Source organism: Rhizobium sp. 42MFCr.1 (genome assembly GCF_000377185.1).
Classification (GTDB): Bacteria; Pseudomonadota; Alphaproteobacteria; order Rhizobiales; family Rhizobiaceae; genus Rhizobium; species Rhizobium altiplani.
This window is the reverse complement of record NZ_KB897821.1, coordinates 82739-104142: the sequence shown is the minus strand read 5'-3', so window position 1 is coordinate 104142 and position 21404 is coordinate 82739. Positions and strand designations below refer to the sequence as shown.

The 21404-nt window shown below is 61.4% G+C and carries 21 protein-coding genes; 14 read left to right on the top strand and 7 right to left on the bottom strand.

Annotated elements, in window-relative coordinates:
- Positions 1-56: 56 nt before the first annotated feature.
- Both C934_RS0106025 and C934_RS0106020 read right to left on the bottom strand, forming a co-directional pair.
- A complete protein-coding gene (locus tag C934_RS0106025; protein ID WP_018855803.1) occupies positions 57-2600 on the bottom strand; it encodes an ABC transporter permease in 2544 nt (847 codons plus the stop codon).
- Positions 2597-3304, bottom strand: coding sequence for an ABC transporter ATP-binding protein (locus tag C934_RS0106020; protein ID WP_018855802.1), 708 nt, complete (start codon positions 3302-3304; stop codon positions 2597-2599). Before C934_RS0106020 ends, C934_RS0106025 begins: the two co-directional genes overlap by 4 nt.
- 53 nt (positions 3305-3357) lie before the next feature.
- Here C934_RS0106020 and C934_RS0106015 point away from each other — a divergent pair, with 53 nt between their 5' ends.
- On the top strand, positions 3358-4002 hold the full coding sequence (locus C934_RS0106015) for an arylesterase (RefSeq protein WP_018855801.1): 645 nt from the start codon (positions 3358-3360) through the stop codon (positions 4000-4002).
- A gap of 68 nt (positions 4003-4070) precedes the next feature.
- Positions 4071-4664, top strand: a complete 594-nt coding sequence (gene thpR / locus C934_RS33530) for an RNA 2',3'-cyclic phosphodiesterase (RefSeq protein WP_083929825.1) — start codon at positions 4071-4073, stop codon at positions 4662-4664.
- Here the strand turns inward: thpR and C934_RS0106005 are convergent.
- Positions 4571-5071, bottom strand: coding sequence for a low molecular weight protein-tyrosine-phosphatase (locus C934_RS0106005; RefSeq protein ID WP_026371596.1), 501 nt, complete (start codon positions 5069-5071; stop codon positions 4571-4573). The genes thpR and C934_RS0106005 overlap by 94 nt on opposite strands.
- 34 nt (positions 5072-5105) lie before the next feature.
- Between C934_RS0106005 and C934_RS0106000 the strand changes: the two genes are divergently transcribed.
- Positions 5106-5411, top strand: a complete 306-nt coding sequence (locus C934_RS0106000; protein WP_018855798.1) for a 4a-hydroxytetrahydrobiopterin dehydratase — start codon at positions 5106-5108, stop codon at positions 5409-5411.
- A 51-nt stretch (positions 5412-5462) separates the two neighbouring features.
- Positions 5463-5852 (top strand): YkvA family protein, encoded by a 390-nt coding sequence (locus C934_RS0105995; protein WP_018855797.1) that lies wholly within the window; start codon positions 5463-5465, stop codon positions 5850-5852.
- A 7-nt stretch (positions 5853-5859) separates the two neighbouring features.
- On the opposite strand, the gene C934_RS0105990 is transcribed toward C934_RS0105995, so the two are convergent.
- On the bottom strand, positions 5860-6420 hold the full coding sequence (locus tag C934_RS0105990; protein ID WP_018855796.1) for a sigma-70 family RNA polymerase sigma factor: 561 nt from the start codon (positions 6418-6420) through the stop codon (positions 5860-5862).
- A gap of 332 nt (positions 6421-6752) precedes the next feature.
- Here C934_RS0105990 and C934_RS0105985 point away from each other — a divergent pair, with 332 nt between their 5' ends.
- From C934_RS0105985 to C934_RS0105965, 5 genes are all read left to right on the top strand, one after another.
- Positions 6753-7322: an invasion associated locus B family protein gene (locus tag C934_RS0105985; protein ID WP_018855795.1), complete on the top strand. Its 570-nt coding sequence runs from the start codon at positions 6753-6755 to the stop codon at positions 7320-7322.
- A 227-nt stretch (positions 7323-7549) separates the two neighbouring features.
- The gene (gene rlmN, locus C934_RS0105980; protein ID WP_018855794.1) at positions 7550-8782 is read left to right on the top strand and encodes a 23S rRNA (adenine(2503)-C(2))-methyltransferase RlmN; all 1233 of its coding nucleotides are present in this window, start codon (positions 7550-7552) and stop codon (positions 8780-8782) included.
- Between the two features lie 95 nt (positions 8783-8877).
- Complete coding sequence (locus tag C934_RS0105975) at positions 8878-9831, top strand: ABC transporter substrate-binding protein (RefSeq protein WP_018855793.1); 954 nt, start codon at positions 8878-8880, stop codon at positions 9829-9831.
- A gap of 122 nt (positions 9832-9953) precedes the next feature.
- On the top strand, positions 9954-10835 hold the full coding sequence (locus tag C934_RS0105970; RefSeq protein ID WP_016556625.1) for an ABC transporter permease: 882 nt from the start codon (positions 9954-9956) through the stop codon (positions 10833-10835).
- Positions 10832-11626 (top strand): ABC transporter ATP-binding protein, encoded by a 795-nt coding sequence (locus C934_RS0105965; RefSeq protein ID WP_018855792.1) that lies wholly within the window; start codon positions 10832-10834, stop codon positions 11624-11626. Before C934_RS0105970 ends, C934_RS0105965 begins: the two co-directional genes overlap by 4 nt.
- 42 nt (positions 11627-11668) lie before the next feature.
- Here the strand turns inward: C934_RS0105965 and C934_RS0105960 are convergent, their stop codons facing one another.
- Together C934_RS0105960 and C934_RS0105955 are read right to left on the bottom strand one after the other, a co-directional pair.
- The gene (locus C934_RS0105960; RefSeq protein ID WP_018855791.1) at positions 11669-12310 is read right to left on the bottom strand and encodes a LysE family translocator; all 642 of its coding nucleotides are present in this window, start codon (positions 12308-12310) and stop codon (positions 11669-11671) included.
- Between the two features lie 81 nt (positions 12311-12391).
- Positions 12392-13246 (bottom strand): SDR family NAD(P)-dependent oxidoreductase, encoded by an 855-nt coding sequence (locus C934_RS0105955; RefSeq protein ID WP_018855790.1) that lies wholly within the window; start codon positions 13244-13246, stop codon positions 12392-12394.
- A gap of 186 nt (positions 13247-13432) precedes the next feature.
- Between C934_RS0105955 and C934_RS0105950 the strand changes: the two genes are divergently transcribed.
- Positions 13433-14656 carry an argininosuccinate synthase gene (locus C934_RS0105950; RefSeq protein ID WP_018855789.1) on the top strand — a complete coding sequence of 408 codons (1224 nt, stop codon included), beginning with the start codon at positions 13433-13435 and terminating at the stop codon, positions 14654-14656.
- A 261-nt stretch (positions 14657-14917) separates the two neighbouring features.
- Here the strand turns inward: C934_RS0105950 and C934_RS31655 are convergent, their stop codons facing one another.
- Positions 14918-16102 carry a multidrug effflux MFS transporter gene (locus C934_RS31655; protein ID WP_018855788.1) on the bottom strand — a complete coding sequence of 395 codons (1185 nt, stop codon included), beginning with the start codon at positions 16100-16102 and terminating at the stop codon, positions 14918-14920.
- A gap of 200 nt (positions 16103-16302) precedes the next feature.
- Here C934_RS31655 and C934_RS0105940 point away from each other — a divergent pair, with 200 nt between their 5' ends.
- The 4 genes from C934_RS0105940 (at position 16303) to C934_RS0105925 (ending at position 21396) form a co-directional block, all read left to right on the top strand.
- Entirely contained in the window at positions 16303-16944 is a 642-nt protein-coding gene (locus C934_RS0105940; RefSeq protein WP_026371595.1) for a LysE family translocator, read from the top strand.
- Between the two features lie 158 nt (positions 16945-17102).
- Positions 17103-19190 carry a M3 family metallopeptidase gene (locus C934_RS0105935; RefSeq protein ID WP_018855786.1) on the top strand — a complete coding sequence of 696 codons (2088 nt, stop codon included), beginning with the start codon at positions 17103-17105 and terminating at the stop codon, positions 19188-19190.
- Positions 19191-19328: 138 nt separating this feature from the next.
- On the top strand, positions 19329-20444 hold the full coding sequence (locus C934_RS0105930; protein WP_018855785.1) for an ABC transporter ATP-binding protein: 1116 nt from the start codon (positions 19329-19331) through the stop codon (positions 20442-20444).
- Positions 20437-21396 carry an ABC transporter substrate-binding protein gene (locus tag C934_RS0105925; protein WP_018855784.1) on the top strand — a complete coding sequence of 320 codons (960 nt, stop codon included), beginning with the start codon at positions 20437-20439 and terminating at the stop codon, positions 21394-21396. The genes C934_RS0105930 and C934_RS0105925 overlap by 8 nt, the downstream gene beginning before the upstream one ends.
- Positions 21397-21404: the final 8 nt, after the last annotated feature.

Below are 21404 nucleotides of genomic sequence, written 5' to 3'. Positions count from 1 at the left end.
AACCCGCGATCGGGTTAAATCGCCGTAAGGTGAAGGAAATTTCTCCGTTTGATCAATCAGAGTTCGCGCAAAACGGGTGCCGCTTTCTGGCCGAGGATGCGCCAGGTGCCGATGAGTCCGATACCAACGGTCAGGACCAGAGCCGTCACAAGTGTCAGGCCGGCAACATCGGGCAGGAAGTGCGAGGGGATGCGCATGATCCGGGCGGTGATGAACCAGGCCGCAACGCTGCCGGCAAAAAGGGCGAAGACTGCGGTCGCCGCCCCAAGGATCAAATATTCGTAGCAGAAGCCACGGATCAGCATTCGCCTCGTCGCGCCGAGTGTCTTGAGGACGACCGCGTCATGGGTACGGGCGCGGTTACCGGCGGCCAGCGCGCCGGCCAGAACCAGGACCGAGGCGACCAGCGCAACGGAGGCGGCGGCGCGGATCGCCGTCGCCAACTGCGCCACCAGCGTGTTGACGATGTCGATCGCGTCCTTGACCCGCACGCTTGTGATGGTCGGATACGTGTTTGTAACGGACTTCAAGATCGCGGCCTCCTGGCCAGAGGTCGCCGTCGGGTCGGTGAGCGTCGCCAGCCAGGCGTGCGGGGCGCCGCGAAATGTATTCGGCGAGAAGATCATCACGAAGTTGATGGAAAGCGACTCCCACTCGACCTTGCGCAGGCTCGCAATCCTCGCGGTGATGTTGCGGCCGAGCACGTTGACGGTGATGGTGTCACCGATCTTCAGGCCGAGTTCATTTGCCTCCTCGGCAGAGAAGGAGACGAGCGGTTCGCCGCTATAGTCCTTCGGCCACCATGATCCCTCGGTCAGCGATGCATTTTCCGGCAGCGTTTCCGAATAGGTGATGCCGCGGTCGCCACGCAGCACCCACTGGCCACCCGGCGGAACCTTGCGCTTGGTGACATCCTCGCCGTTGAAGGCGAGGATCCGGCCGCGCAGCATCGGCACTTCGACCAGTTTGCCGTCCGGCGAACCGGCTTTGACGACGCTGCGAAATGTCTCGAGTTCCGACCCCTGAATGTCCACGAAGAAAAAATTCGGCGCGCCGGCGGACATGCGCCCGGTCAGTTGCTGGCGCATGTTGCCGTCGATGAGGGTGAGCGTCACGAGCAGTGCGAGGCCAAGACCGAGAGACAGGACGACGGAGGGCGTCAGTGCGCCAGGCCGGTGGATGTTGCCGATTGCGAGCCGCAAGGCTGGCGAATTCACCCGCGGGCTGCGGCGCGCCAGCCAAGCAATGCCGGCTGCGACAAGCCGCAGGATCACGAAAGCGAAGGCGATCGCGCCGACAAAGACGATCGCGATGAAACGATCATACGCGGTTACGACGGCAAGGCCGGCAAGGGCAACAAGAAAGGTCGCAGCGAGAAGGATGTAGGGCCAGGAAGGCAAGCCCCGCGCCTCGAAGCCCTGCTCGCGGAACAGGGCCGTTGCCGGAACCTTTCGTGAATGCCCAAGCGGCATGATGGCAAAGGCCAGCGTTGTCAAAATACCGAAAAGGACTGCGAGGGCCAGAGCCCCGGGGTAGAACGTCAGAGCCGTGGAGACCGGCAGGAACTGCGCCAGAAATTGCGACGCTACGATTGGCGCCAGCGCCCCGATGACGAGGCCGATCACCATCCCGCCCAAGGCAATGATGGCGATCTGGAAAAGATAGATCAACACGACGGTCGCGGCGGGCGCCCCAAGGCATTTGAATGTCGCAATGGTCGTGCGCTTGGAATCGAGGAAGGCACGCACGGCATTCGCGACGCCGACACCACCGACGATCAGGGCCGTTAATCCGACCAGCGTCAGGAACTGCGAGAAACGCTCAATGTTCTCCGTCAGTGCAGGGGCCGCCCGGTCGCTGGTGCGGATAGACCAGCCGGCCGACGGAAATTCCTTCGCGGCGCGATCGCGCAGCGTGGATCTTTCGGCCGGGTTGTCCATGCGAATCTTGTAGGCATGCTCGACCAGGCTACCGGTCTGGATGAGGCCGGACGCCTTCAGTGCTTCCCTGCTCACAAGGAGTCGGGGCGCGAAACCAAAACCTTCCGAAACCGCGTCCGGCTCCGTCTTGACCGTACCGGTGACGTTCAGAATGACATTGCCGAGGAGGATCTCATCTCCGATGGAGAGGCCGAGCCGATCCAGCAGAAGCGGAGCGGCTACCGCGCCATAGGTGCCGCTCTGCCCCGACAGAAGCCCGTGCAGCGGATAATTCGGTTCGGCCGCGAAGGTGCCGTAGAGCGGATAGGCGCCATCGACTGCCTTGACCTCGACCAGCGCCTGATCCGAGCCGTCGGGCTTGCGTGCCATCGAGCGCAGGCCCGTCGACACCGATACTTTGCCGAAGCCGCGCAAGAAGTCCATTTCGGCTTCCGTCGCCTCGCGATTGTTGAGCTCGAAGCGTGCGTCGCCGGCCAGAATCTCCTGACCTTGCGTGGCGATCGTGTTGGTGATGGACTGCGAAACCGAGTTGACGGCTGCAATGGCGCCGGTGCCGAGAGCGATGCAGGCCAGAAAGATGTAGAAGCCGCGAAGGCCGCCGCGCAGCTCGCGGAGCGCGAGACGAAAGGCGAGGGAGACGCGCGGGGTCAGCAATGTCATGCAATCGCCGCCTCAGGCTGGACAGGCGCACTATCGCTCTCAATCTGGCCCGAACGAACCCGAATCTGCCTGGAGCAGCGTTTGGCGAGCGCGGTGTCGTGGGTGACGAGCAGCAGCGTCATGCCGCGCTCGGCCTGTTTGGAAAACAGGAGATCCGCAATCTGCCGGCCGGTGTCGGTGTCGAGGTTGCCGGTCGGTTCGTCGGCGATCAGCAGCGCCGGTGACGGTGCGAGCGCGCGTGCAATCGCCACCCGTTGCTGTTCGCCGCCGGAAAGTTGGCCGGGATAGTGGTTCAACCGATCGCCAAGCCCGACGGATTTCAGTTCGCGGCGGGCGATTTCGAACGGATTGGGAAGGTTAGCGAGCTCCAGCGGCACAGCGACGTTTTCCAGGGCCGTCATGTTGGCGATCAGGTGGAAGGATTGGAAAACGATACCGATATTGCGGCCGCGGAAGTCGGCCATCTCGTCTTCACTCAGGGCATGCAGCGGTGTGCCGCTGACATTGATTTCGCCACTATCGAGCCTTTCCAGCCCTGCGAGCACCATCAGCAACGTCGATTTTCCGGAACCCGATGGTCCGACGATGCCGACCGACTCTCCGGTGCCGATCGTGAGGTCGATGCCCTTCAAAACATGGACGGAGGCGGCGGCGCTGCCAAGCGTCAAATCGGCGCGCTTCAACTCGATGATGGTTTTTGCCAACAGTATTCGCCCTATATAGATGCCGATTGTCTTGCCAATCTAGGGAAAGCGGAATGAGTTTTAAAGTTGCCGGCCTTCACATCGCCGTCATTGTTGCGTCGATGGCCTTTGCGGTCGTAGCCAATGCAAAGACAATCAGCCTGGTCGGTTTTGGCGACAGCCTGATGGCGGGCTACCAACTCCCTCCCGGTGATGGCTTTCCAGAAAAGTTGCAAGCAGCCCTGACAGCCAAGGGTGTCGAGGTATCGATCGCGAACGCGGGCGTGTCCGGCGACACGACGGCCGGTGGTCTTGCGCGAATCGATTGGTCGGTCCCCGACGGCACCGATGGCGTGATTCTCGAACTGGGCGGCAATGATGCCCTGCGCGGCATCCCTCCGGAGGAAAGTGAAACGAACCTCGATCAGATGATTGCCCGGCTAAAGGAACGTGGTGTTGCGGTCCTTCTCGTCGGTATGCTGGCGCCGCCGAACATGGGCGACGACTATGCGGGGCGCTTCAACCCGATCTACGCGAAACTCGCGCAAAAACATGGCGTTGCGCTATATCCCTTCTTTCTCGACGGGGTCGCCCTCGATGCCGGTCTGAAGCTTGAGGATGGGATGCACCCGAACAGCAAAGGGATCGATGTGATGGTCGAAAAGATGGAGCCGGCTATCACGCAATTCTTAGGAACGATTTCTACTGTGAAGAATTAGGGACTTGCGCAGGTGTTCAATGCGTGATTCCGTGTGAGCACCTGCAAAAGATTCGGGGAGTGCTCGTTATGCCGAGACTGTTTACCGCCCTCGAAATTCCGCGCAATGCCGCGATGAGCCTCTCATTGCTGCGCGGTGGTCTCCCTGGTGCAAGATGGATCGATGTGGAAAACTACCACATCACTTTGCGCTTCATCGGCGATGTCGATGGACGCACGGCAGACGAAATTGTCGATCGGCTCGACCGCATCGACCGGCCCGAATTCCAGATACGTCTCGATGGTATCGGCGCATTCGGGTCCAAAAAACCGCATTCGGTGTGGGCCGGCGTCTCGCCTTCACCCGAGATGTACGCCCTCCAGGCGGAAATCGAGCGGATCTGCCAGCGCATCGGATTGCCGCCGGATCCCCGCAAGTTCACGCCGCATGTCACGCTGGCGCGGTTGAAGTCGTCGCGGGTCGACGATGTCGTGCACTATCTCGCCGGGCGTGGAAACTTCCAGACGTCGGCCTTCACCGTTCCGCGCTTCGTTCTCTTGTCGTCGAGGGAATCGGTCGGCGGTGGGCCTTATTTGACGGAAGAGATCTTCCCTCTCCATGAGGCATTGTCGGTGCCCAGCGTCTCGAGCAGCTTCCTGCAGCCGGCAAAGAGCCTGGCGTAGACGCGTTCGAAGCCGTCGCTGTCGCCGAAATAGGGGTCGGGTATATCCTCGCCGCTCGCCAAAGCGAAGTCGCCGAACAGGTGGATATTTGCGGCTCCCGGGCTCATGCGATGCAGTTCGGCGACATTTGCGCGATCCATCGCGAGGATCAGGTCGAAGCCGCTGAAATCCTTCATCCTGATCTGACGGGCGCGTTGCCGGGAAATGTCGATCCCGTGGCCTCTCGCGGTGGCGATCGAGCGCCGATCCGGATGCTCGCCCTCATGCCAACCGCCGGTGCCGGCCGAGTCGATCTCAAAACGATCGGCAAAGCCGGCCACATCGACGAGGTGCGAGAGGATCCCCTCGGCAAGAGGCGAGCGGCAGATATTGCCCATGCAAACAAACAGGATGCTAATGCGTTTCATCTGTGGTCCATGACGGAAGAGAAGGGACAATCGCATGAAACGGGAAAAACTGGAACGGCAAGCCATCGCTGCCGAGCTCGCCAAGCTCGACGGCTGGTCGCTCGACGCCGCCGGCACGGCGATATCGCGAAGCTTCAAGTTTCGCAATTTCGTTGAGGCGTTTGGCTTTATGACCGAAGCGGCACTTGCTGCGGAACGGCTCAATCACCATCCCGAATGGTTCAACGTCTATTCGCGCGTCGATGTAAAGCTTAACACCCATGATGCTGGCGGCTTGACGGAACTCGATTTCAAGCTGGCGGCAGCGATGGAGAAGGCGGCGGCGCGCCGACTTGATTGAATCCGGTGCCGCCGTCACCATATGTGCGCGTGAAAGAGAGGACCAATCGGAATGGACGACGTCAAATTCGGTGAGATCCTGCTGCCGGGCGACGATGATACGCAAAGCCGGCGTGAAGAGACAGTGCGCAAGAAATTCTGGCCGACCTTCAAGAAGGCCGTACGGCAGATCCCGTTCGCGCGCGATGTCGTCGCTGCATTCTACTGCGCGATGGATCCCCAGACGCCGACAAGGGTGCGCGGCGTTCTGCTGGCGGCACTCGCCTATTTCGTCATGCCGGTTGACATGATCCCTGATGTTTTTGCCGTGATCGGGTTTTCGGATGACGTAGCGGTCCTTTCCGCGGCCTTCGCCATGGTCAGCAGGCATCTGAAACCGAAGCACTATGAAGCGGCGGACCGTGCGCTCGCCGATAAGCCTGAAGGCATGAAGACGATCTAGCGTTACCTCAGGCGCCCTCGGCCTCCAGAACCTTTCTGAGCTTTCCGAAGGCAAGCCGGATGCGGGATTTTACCGTCCCGAGCGGCAAGCCGGTCGCCTCGGCGATTTGCGAATGGGACTGGCCGAGAAAGAAGGCGGCGCGGAGCATTTCTCGCTGTTCTTCGGGGAGTTGGCTGACAGCGGCGCGAATATGGGCATCGCGATCGTCGTTTACGAGGATCTCGTCTGCGCCGCTTTCGGCGACCGGCTGCAATGCCGGGTCTGCCTGATCCAGTGTGCGTGCTTTGGCCCGGCGCTGGAGATCGATCCGACGGTTGCGGGCGATGCGAAAAAGCCAGGTCGACAGAGAGGATCGCGCTGCATCGTAAAGCTCGGCTTTGTGCCAGAGCACGATCATCACTTCCTGAACAAGCTCCTCTGCCTCGCCGCTCGACATTCTTTGGCGAAGTAACCACGATTTAAGGCGCGGTGCGAAGTAATCGAACAGCACGGTGAATGCCTCCTGGTCGCGGCGTTCCGCAACGGCCCTTGCGAGGGCGGCGAAGCGCTGTTTCTCTTCGGCATCCATGTCCGGCCTAAAGCCCCCTGGCTCAGCGAGTTCTCCAGCGGATTTCTAATACTTATTGACGTACAACGGTTTCTGAAAAGGTCAAACTCTTGCCTGAATCTTTATGTCTTAGATTCATCCGTGACGTTGAGCCGTGTGCGCACGCGGCGTCACTTCATTACGGGCGAGGCGCCGCGTCCATGTTGACACTTGGGTGAGAATGGAACAGGCAGGGACTTCTCGCAGTCCCCGTTGACGCTTTGGTAACCTGAATTAAGTCAAAATAAAGCAGATCGTGATTATGCGCCGCCCGTTCGCTTCGGGCTCGAATCGCAAGAACCGGCAGGATATCCATGTTTCTTAGAAGTACCGCAATCGCCATTTCCCTCGTTCTCGCCGGCGCCGGCATTGCATCCGCTCAGACCAAGAAGTCGCAGCCCGCGGCGCAGCCACAGGCAGCGCAGCCCCAGGCTACTCAGGCTTCGACAGCGCCGACCCGGATCCAGCAGTTCCAGGCTTGGGGCGCCTATTCCTACAAGTCCGGCGCGAGCACTGTCTGCTACGTTCTGTCCGTGCCGACGGAAAAGAAGCCGGCCGGCATCGATCACGGCGACAACTTCTTCATCGTCTCGCAGCGCCCCGGCCAGAACATTTCCTACGAGCCGCAGGCAATGATGGGCTACACCGTCAAGGAGAACTCGAAGATCGATGTCGTGATCGACAACAAGACCTTCGTGATGTTCACCAAGGACAAGGCCGGCTGGGTCGAGAACGCAGCCCAGGAGCCGGCGCTCGTCGCGGCGATGAAGGGTGGCCACTCGATGACGGTCAACGCGACATCCCGCAAGGGCACACCGACCTCCTACAGCTACTCGCTGTCCGGCATTTCCGCTGCACTGAAGCAGGTTGAGGGCTGCAAGTAAGCCTTCGGTTACGGTGACGAAATTTCAGGAGGCCGGCCTTGTGCCGGCCTTCGTCGTTTCCATCTATAGTGACGCGCGGCGAAAATGATGCTAAAGGCCCGCGCAACAGCGGATAGATTGCGGCTTTGCCGCCCGGTCCGCATTCAATTTCTGCCATCATGCCTGTCGTGCCCGCAAGTCATCCGGCTTACCGGGGCGATTACATGTTGAATTCGGGATAAGAGACTATGTCCGTCATGGATGCGATGACTGTTACCAAGCCTGCCGGCGTGTTGCCGCAGCTCGACGCCGGCCAGAAGCCCTCGCTGATCGGCCTGAGCCGCGAAGAGATGGGGGCTGCGCTGCGCGAAAAGGGCGTCCCGGACAAGCAGATCAAGATGCGCGTTGCCCAGCTCTGGAACTGGATCTACGTGCGCGGCGTCTCCGATTTCGATCACATGACGAATGTCGCCAAGGACATGCGCGAGATGCTGAAGCAGCATTTCACCATCGCGCGTCCCGAGATCGTCGAGGAGCAGGTGTCGAACGACGGCACCCGCAAGTGGCTGCTGCGTTTCCCGCCGCGCGGGGCGGGGCGACCGGTCGAGATCGAGGCCGTCTACATCCCGGAAGAGGGTCGCGGTACGCTTTGCATCTCCAGCCAGGTGGGCTGCACGTTGACCTGTTCCTTCTGTCATACCGGAACGCAGCGGCTGGTCCGCAACCTCACCGCTGAAGAAATACTCTCCCAGCTTTTGCTTGCCCGCGATCGGCTCGGCGATTTCCCGGACCGCGAAGCGCCGCAAGGAACGATCATGCCTGCCGAGGGCCGCAAGGTCAGCAACATCGTGATGATGGGCATGGGTGAGCCGCTCTACAATTTCGATGCGGTGAAGCAGGCGCTGCTGATCGCCACCGACGGCGACGGACTGTCGCTCTCCAAGCGCCGCGTCACGCTGTCGACGTCAGGCGTGGTGCCGGAGATCTTCCGCACCGGCGACGAGATCGGCGTGATGCTGGCGATCTCGTTGCACGCGGTGCGCGACGACCTGCGCGATATTCTGGTGCCGATCAACAAGAAGTATCCGCTGAAGGAGCTGATCGACGCCTGCCGCAAATATCCCGGCCTGTCGAATGCCCGCCGCATCACCTTCGAATATGTGATGCTGAAGGACGTCAACGACAGCCTCGAGGATGCCAAGGGCCTCGTTCAGCTGCTGAAGGGTGTGCCGGCGAAGATCAACCTCATTCCGTTCAATCCCTGGCCGGGCACCAACTACCAGTGTTCCGACTGGGCGCAGATCGAGAAGTTCGCCGATTTCATCAATTCGGCCGGCTATGCCTCGCCGATCCGCACGCCGCGCGGCCGCGACATTCTCGCGGCCTGCGGTCAGCTGAAGTCGGAGTCGGAGCGCATGCGCAAGACCGAGCGGCTGGCCTTCGAGGCGATGATGATCGCCAACCATGGCGCGGACGACTGATCAGCAAGTTTGATCCGTTCAGTGTTTTCTAATGATTGATTTCATGGCCTGCTTTTCCTAGAAGCAGGCCAAAATCATGTCTGGAGGATACCCCAATGCGTTCCATTCTGTTTGCTGTTGCGGCCACGTTGGCCCTGACCCTGCCTGCCAAGGCCGAAGACGTGACCGTCGCGGTCACGGCGATCGTCGAGCATCCGGCGCTTGACGCCGCACGCAAGGGTGTCCTCGATGTGCTGACGGCCGCCGGCTACAAGGAAGGCGAGAACCTGAAGTTCATGTTCGAGTCGGCCCAGGGCAACCCGGCGACGGCTGCGCAGATCGCCCGCCAGTTCGCCGGCGAGGGCCCGAACGTTATCGTTCCGATCTCCACGCCATCAGCGCAAGCTGTCGTTTCCGCAACGCGCGACATTCCGGTTGTCTTCACGGCCGTTTCCGATCCGCTCGGCGCCCAGCTCGTCAAGAACATGGACAAGCCCGGCGGCAACGTCACCGGCCTGTCCGACATGTCGCCGGTTGCCGAACATGTCGCGCTCATCAAGGAAATTCTGCCGAACGCCAAGACGATCGGCTATCTCTACAACTCCGGTGAGGCAAACTCCGTGTCGCTGCTCGCCGTTCTGAAGACGGAAGCCGAGAAGGCAGGCATGAAGGTCGTCGAGTCTGCGGCCACCAAGTCCGCGGAAGTGCAGGGTGCCGCCCGTGCCCTCGTCGGCCGTGCCGATGCCATCTATGTCCCGACCGACAACACGATCATCTCCGCACTTGAAGGCGCGGTTGCTGTTGCCGAAGAGAGCAAGCTGCCGCTCTTCACCGCCGACACGGATTCCGTCTCGCGCGGTTCGGTCGCCGCCCTCGGTTTCAACTACTACGATGTTGGCAAGCAGACCGGCGAAATCGTCGTTCGTATCCTCAAGGGCGAGAACCCGGGCGATATCCCGGTGAAGGTTGCTGCCGGCAGCGATCTGGTCGTCAACAAGGGTGCAGCCGCCAAGATGGGCGTCACGCTGCCGGAAAGTGTCTTGAAGCGCGCGACGAAGACGATCGACTGATCGCCGCATATTTTGGAGAAACCAGCCATCCAGCCGCTCCCGTTTAACGCGGGGGCGGCTGATGGTATTAAAAGCTTGGGTCCGGTAACAGGCGGACCGAGTCAGAAGAAAGGGCATGAGCCTTGAGTCAGATCGCATTCTGGGGAGCCGTGGAGCTGGGGCTGGTTTATGCCTTCGTGGCGCTCGGCGTTTACCTCGCATTTCGTGTGCTGGATTTTCCGGATCTGACGGTTGACGGCTCCTTCCCTCTCGGGGCTGCCGTAACGGCGGTGTTGATCATCGCTGGCGTCAATGCCTGGCTTGCTGCGCTTATCGCCATGGTCGCGGGTGCTGCGGCAGGTCTCGTTACCGCGATGCTCAACGTGCGCTTCAAGATCCTCAACCTGCTGGCCTCGATCCTGACGATGATCGCGCTGTTCTCGGTCAACCTGCGCGTCATGGGCAAGCCGAACGTCGCGCTGATCAATGCGGATACGATGATCAGTCCGTTCTTCGGTCACGGCCTGCGGGATTTCTATGTTCGACCGCTGTTCGTCGGCGTCCTTGTCGTGGTTGCCGTGATCGTCGTTTGGCGCTTCCTTGAAAGCGACTCGGGTCTGGCGATGCGCGCGACCGGCGCGAATGCCCGCATGGCCCGCGCGCAGGGCGTCGACACCAGCCGCCAGATCTATCTCGGCATGGCGATCTCGAATGCGCTGGTTGCCTTCGGCGGCGCGCTCTTCGCGCAAACCAACGGCTTTGCGGACGTCACCTCGGGCGTCGGAACGATCGTCGTCGGGCTTGCGGCCGTCATCATCGGCGAAACGCTGCTTGGCCGTCGTGGCCTGCTGATCGCGCTGGTCGGCTGCGTGCTCGGTTCGATCCTCTACCGTATCGCCATCCAATTGGCGCTCTCCACCGATGTCATCGGGCTGCAAGCCTCGGACCTTAATTTCGTGACGGCCGTTCTGGTGACAATAGCGCTCATTCTTCCCCGTCTTCGCCGCGGAGGTGCCGCATCGTGATCACGCTCAAGGACATCAAGGTCGTCTTCGGCAAGGGCACGCCGCTGCAGAAGCAGGCGCTGAACGGCGTCAGCCTGACGATCGAGGAAGGTTCGTTCGTCACCGTTATCGGTTCGAACGGCGCCGGCAAATCGACGCTGCTCGGCGTTCTTGCCGGTGATGTTCTCGCCAGCGAAGGCCAAGTCCTGATTGGCCATACCGATGTCACGCGCAAATCGACGGCCGCTCGCGCGGGCCTCGTTGCCCGTGTCTTCCAGGATCCGTTGACGGGAAGCTGCGGCTCGCTGTCGATCGAGGAAAATCTTGCGCTTGCGGCGCGTCGTGGTGAAAGGCGCGGGCTCGTATCAGCGCTTGGTCCGAAGCGGCGCGAACATTTCCGCGATCGGATTGCCGAGCTCAATCTCGGTCTCGAGAATCGGATGCGGGACCGCATGGACCTGCTATCGGGTGGTCAGCGTCAGGCGGTGTCGCTTGTGATGGCGACGCTTGCCGGCTCCGAAGTGCTGCTGCTCGACGAGCATACGGCAGCGCTCGATCCAGGGATGGCAGAGTTCGTCATGGGCCTCACGCAGACGATCGTCTCGGAGCGCAAGCTGACGACGCTGATGGTCACGCACTCCATGCGGCAGGCGCTCGATTATGGCCACCGCACGATCATGCTGCATGGCGGCGAGGTCGTTCTCGACGTCAGCGGCGATAGCCGCAAGACGCTGCAGGTCGAAGACCTGATCGCGATGTTCCGCAAGATGCGCGGCCAGACCCTGGACGATGACGCGCTGCTGATCGGCTGAGGATAGACAGCTTCCGGGAAGCCAGAGCTTCCCGGCGATCGCTTAGCGCGCCTGCGTCAGCAGGATTTTTGCCGCGAAGACGGAGAAGACGCCGGCGAAGGTAAAGTCCATGCCGCGCAAAACTTTCTTGTTGGTCTGCAGCCAGCTGGCGAGCCAGTCGGCCGCGAAGACCACGGCTGCGTTGACAGGCATGCCGATCAGGATGAAGCAGAAGCCGAGGAAGAGCAGCTTCTGCGTCACCGTCGGATCGCCGGCGCTGACGAACTGCGGCAGGAAGGTCATGAAGAAGATAATGACCTTCGGGTTCAGGAGGTTGACCCAGAAGCCCGAGGAAACGTTGGCGAGTGGCGTGCCCTTTGCCGTTTCGACCTTGTTGACCGAAAACTTCGAGCCGAAGCGGATCGCCTGGACGGCGAGCCACAGGAGATAGGCAGCACCTCCGGTCTTCAGGATCAGGAAGGCTGTCGGCGACGCGGTGATCAGTGCCGAAACGCCAAAGGCGACCAGCATGGTGTGAACGACGATACCGAGGCTCGTACCGAGAACGACGAACAGCGCAGCCTTCTTGCCCTGCGCCAGTGCGCGGCTGATGGACAGCGTCATGTCGGGGCCGGGCGTCGCAGCGAGCAGCAGGGTCGCGGCTGCGAAGGCGAGAAGGGTCGGAAAGCTGGGCAGGAAGCTCATGGTACACTCTGAAAGCCGGATGAAAGCTTAGCCGTCATATCCGGCTTTCAGAAAATGTCTAATCAAACCTTCTAATACGACCTATTCCTTGCGTTCGAGATAGGCCTTGAACTTGTCGGCATAATCCTTGTGCCAGCGCGACAGCGGTGGGCGGTTCTCGATGATGTCGCCCATCGCCCAGGCCATGCGGCGTTCGTCCACCGGACGGGCGACGTCGTTGTCGGGGCAGAGGATGTAGAAGTCGCCGCGTTCCAGGCTTTCGATCATGAAATCGACCGTCTGTTCCGGCGTCCATGCGGCAGCCGGCTTTTCGGCGCGATCGCCCTTGGTGAGGCCGGTATAGACGAAGCCGGGGATCAATAGATGAGCGGAGATCTTCGAGCCTTCGGTATTGCGCAATTCATGCTCGAGCGCTTCGGTGAATACCTTCACGCCGGCTTTCGAGACGTTATACGCCGGGTTGCCAGGTGGCGTGGTGATGCCCTGCTTGGAGCCGGTATTGATGATCAGGCCCGGTTCGCCATGCGAGAGCATGTGCTGGCCGAAGGTCCGCGTGCCGTTGATGACGCCGAGCAGGTTGACGCCGAGAATCCCGTCCCAATTGGCCTGGGCGCTGAAGATCGATGTCTCTGGGCCGACGCCGGCGTTGTTCATGAGAATGTGCACTCGGCCGAAGCGCTGGATCACGGTCCGTTCGAGCGCTTCGAGGGACTCCTTCTGTGCGACGTCGGTTTCGACGGCGAGCACATGCTCCTCTCCCGAGATCGCTTTCAGTTCCTCTGCGGCGGCTGCCAGCCGATCGCCGCCGAGATCGGCAATGGCGACGCTCATGCCCGATCGGGCAAAGTGTTTCGCGGCGGCAAGTCCGATGCCCGAGGCGCCACCGGTGATGACAGCGACGTTTGATTTCTTGATGATGTCTTGGATTCTCGTCACGGCCAGCTCTCCTCCGCATTGTCAGGACGCTGGCAGATATGGGCTGCGCTTTCGGCCTGTCAAACATTATCTGGGTCGCCGATAGCCGCCGTTGCCCTTGCGTCGTCCGCCAATCTCGCTAAAAGTGCCCAGCCATACCGGGCCTGGCGGGTTTGCCGCTGCCCTCTTGCAACGGACCTCATCATCATGGCATCGCACAAAGACGTAAAGAAAGTCGTCCTCGCCTATTCCGGCGGCCTCGACACCTCGATCATCCTGAAGTGGCTGCAGACCGAACTCGGCGCAGAAGTCGTGACCTTCACCGCCGACCTCGGCCAGGGCGAAGAGCTGGAGCCAGCCCGCAAGAAGGCCGAGATGCTCGGCATCAAGGAAATCTACATCGAGGACGTGCGCGAAGAGTTCGTCAAGGACTTCGTGTTCCCGATGTTCCGCGCCAACGCCGTCTACGAGGGCGTCTACCTGCTCGGCACCTCGATCGCCCGTCCGCTGATCTCCAAGCACCTGATCGACATCGCCCGCAAGACCGGCGCCGATGCGATCGCGCATGGCGCCACCGGCAAGGGCAACGACCAGGTTCGTTTCGAACTTTCCGCATATGCCCTGAACCCCGATATCAAGATCATTGCGCCGTGGCGCGACTGGTCGTTCAAGAGCCGGACCGACCTGCTGGCCTTTGCCGAAGCGCACCAGATCCCGGTTGCCAAGGACAAGAAGGGCGAGGCGCCGTTCTCCGTCGACGCCAACCTGCTGCACTCCTCGTCCGAGGGCAAGGTTCTCGAAGATCCGGCACAGGAAGCGCCTGAGTACGTGCACATGCGCACGATTTCTCCAGAAGCGGCTCCCGACAAGGCGACCACCATCAAGGTCGGCTTCGAAAAGGGTGATGCCGTTTCGATCAACGGCGTACGCATGAGCCCGGCAACGCTGCTCGCAGCGCTCAACAATTACGGTCGCGACAACGGCATCGGTCGCCTCGACCTCGTGGAAAACCGCTTCGTCGGCATGAAGTCGCGCGGCGTTTACGAGACGCCCGGCGGCACGATCCTGCTTGCCGCGCATCGCGCCATCGAATCCATCACGCTCGACCGCGGCGCCGCGCATCTCAAGGACGAGATCATGCCGCGTTACGCCGAGCTGATCTACTACGGCTTCTGGTTCTCGCCGGAGCGCGAAATGCTGCAGGCGCTGATCGACAAGAGCCAGGAGCATGTCGAAGGCGAAGTGACGCTGAAGCTCTACAAGGGCAATGTCATGGTTACCGGCCGCGAGAGCCCGAAGTCGCTCTATTCCGACAAGCTGGTTACTTTCGAGGACGACCAGGGCGCCTACGACCAGAAGGATGCAGCCGGCTTCATCAAGCTCAACGCGCTGCGCCTGCGCACGCTCGCCAAGCGTAATCTCTCGAAGTAATCGCGAGCAGCTTGCACGAGATCGAAGGCCCGCCTCGTGCGGGCCTTCCGCTTGTTGACAAAGCCTTATGCCCCACCCGTCGTCACCCCGGCCGACGAGCCGGGGTGCAGCACGCGCAAGTCTTTGCGCGCAACAGACCTTTCGCACCGCAGACGCGGTGCCGCTGGATGCCGGCTCAAGGCCGGCATGACGGATAAAACGATCGTTCCGCAAAAAGGAACACGTCCTCATCAGTCTGAGGGCCCGTCGTACGGACACTTTTCATTCGCACGACGTGGCGTGAGGGAGCTTTGCTGCGTGCCGCGACGCGCGAACGAACCAGACGTAGCTGATGATCGAAATCAGCGCCATGATCGGGATGACCGTTCCGAAGGCGAGAAGCGGCATGCCGATCAGCGAACCGGCGACGCCGCCGGCAAAGCCGCCACCCATCTGGATGAAGCCCATCATCGCGGATGCCGAGCCGGCGATATGCGGGAAGGGGTAGAGGCCCGAGGTCGTCATATGCGGCGTCAGGAACGCCAGTCCGAAGGCCAGGAACGCGATTGGCCCCATGATCGAAAGATAGGATGGCGTGACGAAATGGACTGACAGCGCGATCATGATGCCGGCGAAGCCGAGCAGGCCAAGCCCGACACGCACGGAACCGTCGCCGCCCAAGCGTGGCGCCGCGTAACGCAGGCAGACGGAGCCCAAGAAGTAGGAACCCGACTGCATCAGCATTCCCAAGCCGAAGGCTGTCGGTGACAGGCCGACGACCTTGATCAGGATGAATGGGAGGAGCGTCGCCTGCGCATAGAGTGCGCCGATCGAGCCGCCGAGGACGAGCGAGGCGGAGACGAAGCGAGTTTCGCGCGCAAGCTCCAGGTAGGCGCGAAGCAGCGGAACCGGGAGCGCGCGGCGTGGATCCGGCACGCTCGTCTCCAACATGAAGACGATCACGCCAAAACAGATCAGGAGTCCGAAGCCGATCAGCACGAAGAAGACCGACTGCCAGCCGAAGGCAGCGAGTGCCAATCCGCCGATCGTTGGTGCGGCGGCCGGTCCGATGGCAATCATGATGCCGATGAGGTTCATGATGCGGGAGGCTTCGGTCCCGGTGAACTGGTCGCGCACGATGGCGCGCGCCACCGTAATCCCGACGGAAGCGCCGACGCCCTGTATCAGGCGGCCGGCGAGCAACCACTCGATGCCGGGCGCAAAGGCGGCAAGCAGGCTTCCGACGACATAGATGCCGATGAAGAGGAGTGTCGCGGTGCGGCGGCCGAAGGCGTCCGAGAGTGGACCGGCAAGGAGCTGTGCCACCGAGAAGCCGGCGAAATAGACGGAGAGCGTCATCTTGATCGCCGAGTCCGAGGTTTGGAACGCATGGACGAGTTCCGGCATAGCCGGCGTGTAGATCGACATCGAGATCGGGCCGATGGTTGCGAGAAGCGCGCCGAGCATGCTCGTTCGCCGTTCGCTCATCCGGAATGGGGGCATGGGGATACTCGATCTCTGGTAACGTGCGCGATCCGCGCGAGGCGGCACTTTCTTCTGTCGGAAGCGGCGTGATCCGGCAATTCAAAAATCTCATGGATTGCCATCATGGCTTGACGCCCTTCGATTGGCGCATAAGCTGCGACGGTCCTTTCCGGAGTTTCTCGATGACGCAATCCTTGCTCGCGGGCGCCTTTCTGGCAGCTCTCCTCTACGTGCTTATTCCAGGGCCTGCCTTCCTTGCGCTGCTTGGTATCGGCGCCGGGCAGGGCCGCCGTGCCGGCGCAATGTTCGTCGGCGGGCATTTGGTCGGCGATCTGCTGTGGGCATCGCTGGCGCTGATCGCGATCATCGGGGCGAGGACGATCGGTACCTTCGTCTTCGACGCGCTCGGTCTTCTTTGTGGTTTCTACCTTGCCTGGATCGGCTGGAATGCGGTTCGGGCGAAACCGAAGGGAGAGGGACAGGCCTTGATGGTCGTCGAGCGGCCGTTCCGCCGCGGCTTGATCTTCGGTGTCACGAACCCGAAGGGATATCCGGTCGCGCTCGCGACGTTTACTGCCCTTGTTGCTGGCTCGGCGAGCGCATTGCAGTTTCATACGTTGCCGCTCCTGCTCGCCGTTTCGTTCCTGGGCTTCATTGTTGCCGACATGATCCTGGTCACGATTATCGGCGCGGGCACGGTGCGGCGTTTCTATCGCTCGCACGAGCGGCTGATCGTCCGTTGCTCCGGCGTGCTGTTCATGGGTTTTGCCGTGCAGGCACTCTGGCATGCGACGCCGGGCCTACTCGGTTGGCGGAAGGCCTGAGATCGCGCGTGGATTGCTTCAATCCCTAGCGATTGGTTGATTCTCTTGCCGTGAACTATTCGCAGTCGGGCGCGGGACGTGCGTCCGATCGGCAATACCAATTGCGAACGTGCCTCCCTATATTGCCTGTTCAGTTGCCTGCCACAGAGGATCTCCGCATGCCTTCCACATCAGAATTCAACCCGGCGCTTGTCGAATGGAACGGTCTCCACGGCCTGCCGCGCTTCGATGCTCTCAATGACGGCGACTTCGCGCCGGCATTCGACGCAGCGCTTGCCGCGCATGAGAAAGAGATCGACGGGATCGCTGATAACCCCGAGGCGCCGACATTCGAGAATACCGTCGTTGCTCTTGAGACCGCCGGCGACGCGCTGTCGCGGGTGTCGGCACTGTTCTGGAACCGCGCGGGCGCCCATACCAACGATACGATCCAGGCGCTGGAGCGGGACATTTCGCCGAAGATGTCGCGCCACTATTCCAAGATCGGCATGAATGCGGCGTTGTTTGCGCGTATTGATGCCTTGTGGGAAGCGCGCGAAAGCCTTGGCCTGACGCTGGAGCAGACGCGCGTGCTGGAGCGCCACTGGAAGGGCTTCGTCAAATCGGGCGCGAAACTGCCGAAGCCCGAGCAGGAGAAGCTCGCGGGCATGAACGAGAAGCTTGCCGGCCTCGGTACGCAGTTCGGTCAGAACGTGCTTGCCGACGAGAAGAGCTGGGCGCTGATCCTGTCCGACGGCGCGGACCTCGACGGTATTCCGGAATTTCTGAAGGATGCGATGGCGGCGGCTGCGCGCGAGCGCGGCGAAGACGGCAAATTCGCCGTCACCCTGTCGCGCTCGATCATCGAACCGTTTCTCACCTTCTCTGAGCGGCGGGATCTGCGGGAACAGGCGTTCAAGGCCTGGGTTGCGCGCGGCGAAAACGATGGCGCGACTGACAATCGCGGCATTATCCGTGACACGCTTGCGCTTCGCGACGAAGTGGCAAAGCTGCTCGGTTACGGCAACTTCGCGGAACTGAAGCTCGACAACACGATGGCGAAGACACCCGACGCCGTGAACCACCTGCTTCGGGAGGTATGGGCAAAGGCGGTCAAGCGTGCCGGCGAGGAAGAAGCCGATATCGCCAAGCTTATCGCGGACGAAGGCAAGAACCACGACGTCATGCCCTGGGACTGGCGGCACTATGCCGAGAAGATCCGGGCGCAGCGGTTCAATTTCTCCGAGGCCGAGCTGAAGCCCTATCTGCAGCTCGAGAAGATCATCGACGCCTGCTTCGACGTCGCCGGCCGGCTGTTCGGCATTCGCGCCGTCGAGAAGAAAGGTGTTCCGGCGTACCATCCCGATGTGCGCGTGTTCGAGATCCGCGATCGCGAAGACAGGCTGGTCGCGCTCTTCCTCGGCGATTACTTTGCCCGCAGCTCGAAGCGCTCGGGCGCCTGGATGAGTTCCTTCCAATCACAGCACAAGCTGCCGCTGAAGAACGGCCGCAACGGCGAACTGCCGATCATCTACAATGTCTGCAATTTCGCCAAGCCCGCCGAAGGCAAGCCGGCACTGCTGTCGCTCGACGACGCGCGCACGCTGTTCCACGAGTTCGGCCATGCGCTGCACGGGATGCTGTCGAACGTCACCTACCCCTCGGTTTCGGGCACGGGCGTCTCGCGCGATTTCGTCGAGCTGCCGTCGCAGCTTTACGAGCACTGGCTGACGGTGCCCGCGATCCTGAAGCAATATGCCGTGCATTTCGAAACCGGCGAGCCGATGCCGCAGGCCCTGCTCGACAAGGTTCTGGCCGCGCGCACCTTCAATTCCGGCTTCAATACGGTCGAGTTCACCTCGTCTGCGCTTGTCGACATGGCGTTCCACACCCGCGACAAGGTGGAGGATCCGATGGTCGTGCAGACGGAGGTCTTGTCGGAGCTCGGCATGCCGAAGTCGATCGTCATGCGGCATGCCTCGCCGCACTTCCAGCACATCTTCTCGGGCGGCTATTCAGCCGGCTACTATTCCTACATGTGGTCCGAAGTGCTCGATGCGGATGCCTTTGCCGCCTTCGAGGAAACCGGCGACGCGTTCAATCGCGAGATGGCGGCCAAGCTCAAGGACAACATCTATTCCGTCGGTGGCGCGATCGATCCTGAGGATGCCTACAAGGGTTTCCGCGGCAAGCTGCCAAGCCCGGATGCCATGCTGGTGAAGAAGGGTCTTGCGACCTTTGAAGAACTGTCGGGCAGCGACGCCTGAGGCGGCAGGTATTGCGCGTCATCGATACGCGACGGCTAAAGTATTGATGGAAGACGGCTTCTTGCCGCTTCGTCACATGACTGTCATTGAAGGTTAATAAGCAACCGGCATCGATTTTCAACCGATGCCGGTTTTTTCATGACCCCTCAACCTTCAGAGACCAATGCGGCCGTTTCGACGGCCGGCGTGGAATTGCACTATGGGGCGACCCCCGTTCTGAAGGGCATTGATATCTCGCTTTCCAAGGGCAAGACGCTGGCGCTGCTTGGGCCGTCCGGTTGCGGAAAGACCACTCTTCTGAGGCTCGTCGCCGGACTGCTCGCGCCTACGAAAGGTTCGATCGCGATTACCGGACGCACCGTTGCCGATGCCGCAACTGGCGCCTTCTCGCCGCCGGAAAAGCGCAACCTCGGCATGGTATTTCAGGACTATGCGCTCTGGCCGAACATGACCGTTGGCGGCAACGTCTCCTTTCCGCTCGAAATGCGCGGCGTCGGTAAATCCGAACGGCAGTCGCGGACGATGCGGGCGCTCGAACGCGTCGGTCTCGGTGCTTATGCAGACCGCCGGCCGAGCGATCTCTCCGGCGGCCAGCAACAGCGTGTCGCGATCGCGCGAGCGATCGTTGCCGAACCGCAGCTCATTCTCTTCGACGAACCCCTGTCCAATCTCGATCGCGAACTGCGTGAAAACATGGTCGGCGAACTTGCCGAGCTGATCGCGACGCTCGGCCTGACGGCAATCTACGTCACGCACGATCATAGCGAGGCGCTGACGCTGGCGGATGATGTTGCCGTCATGCGTGGCGGGCTGATCGAGCAGCTGGCATCGCCCGACGAGCTGATCGAGAAGCCCGCAACGCCCGAGGTGGCCGACTTCCTGCGCCTCGGCGGTATCGCCGAACTCGAATACCGCGACGAACACTGGTTCTTCAAAGGTAGCGGCCTTGCATTGCTGCGCGGCGTCGATGGTGTCGATTGCGCCGTTCGCGTCCTCATCCCCACCGGATCGATCAGCGCGGGCGAGATCCTGCCAGGCACACTTGCCGCAACGGTGCTGCGTTCGCAGTTCCGCGGGGATGGTCATCTGGCGACCGTCTCGCTGGTCGGCGCCGAAAAGATCGAATTGCAGGTTTTGAGCCGCGCCAAGCTGCGGCCCGGCGAGGGCATCGGTCTGTCGATCGATCCCGGCCAGATCCGCTGGTTCGGCAAAGAAATTCATTTGTCCAAAGAGGAGAATTTGGAGCATGCTTAAGTCGTTGAAGAGCATCACTTTCGGCGTTCTCGCCGTAACGTTGATGGCGGGCGTCGCCCACGCCGACATCACGGTCTATACCGCCGGTCCGCAGGGGCTGATCGACAAGCTGTCGGCCGGCTTCACCAAACAGACTGGGGTCAGGGTCAACGTCTTCCAGGCAACGACCGGCAAGGTCATGGCCCGTATCGAAGCAGAAGCCTCGAACCCTGTGGTCGACGTTCTCATTTCGGCTTCCTGGGATACGGCAACCGACTTCGCCAAGCGCGGCTGGCTCGTGTCCTACAGCAGCCCGAACGCCGCCAGGGTTCCTGATTTCCTGAAGACCGACACGGCCGTTGCCCAGGGCATCTCGGCGCTCGGCATCGCCTGGAACACCAAGAGCGGCACGCCGAAGCCCGCCGAGTGGGCCGACCTGACGAAGCCCGAATACAAGGACCTCGTCAATATTCCGGATCCGGCGCAATCCGGCTCGTCCTTCGAGCTGACGGCGGCACTGGCCGGCCAGGACGACTTCAAGCTCTTCAAGGATCTGAAGGATAATGGCGCGATCATCGCCGGCGCCAATGCCGAGGCTCTGAACCCGGTTCTGCAGGGTGCCAAGGCCGCTGTCTTCGGCGCCGTCGATTACATCACGCTCAACGCCAAGGAAAAGGGCGAGGCCATCGATGTGATCTTCCCGGAATCCGGCACCGTCATCGCGCCGCGTCCGGCGATGATCCTCAACTGGTCGAAAAACAAGGACGAGGCGAAGAAGTTCATCGACTACATGCTATCCGACGAAGGCCAGACGCTCGTTGCCGACCAGATGCTGATGCCGGCTCGTACCGACATTCCGGCAAACCGTCCGCTGATCAGCGATCTGAAGCTGCTGAAGTACGACACCGCTGCCGTTTACGGCAAGCGGAAGGAAACGCTGAAGCAGGTCACCGACACGTTCGGCGGCAAATAAGGGCAGGG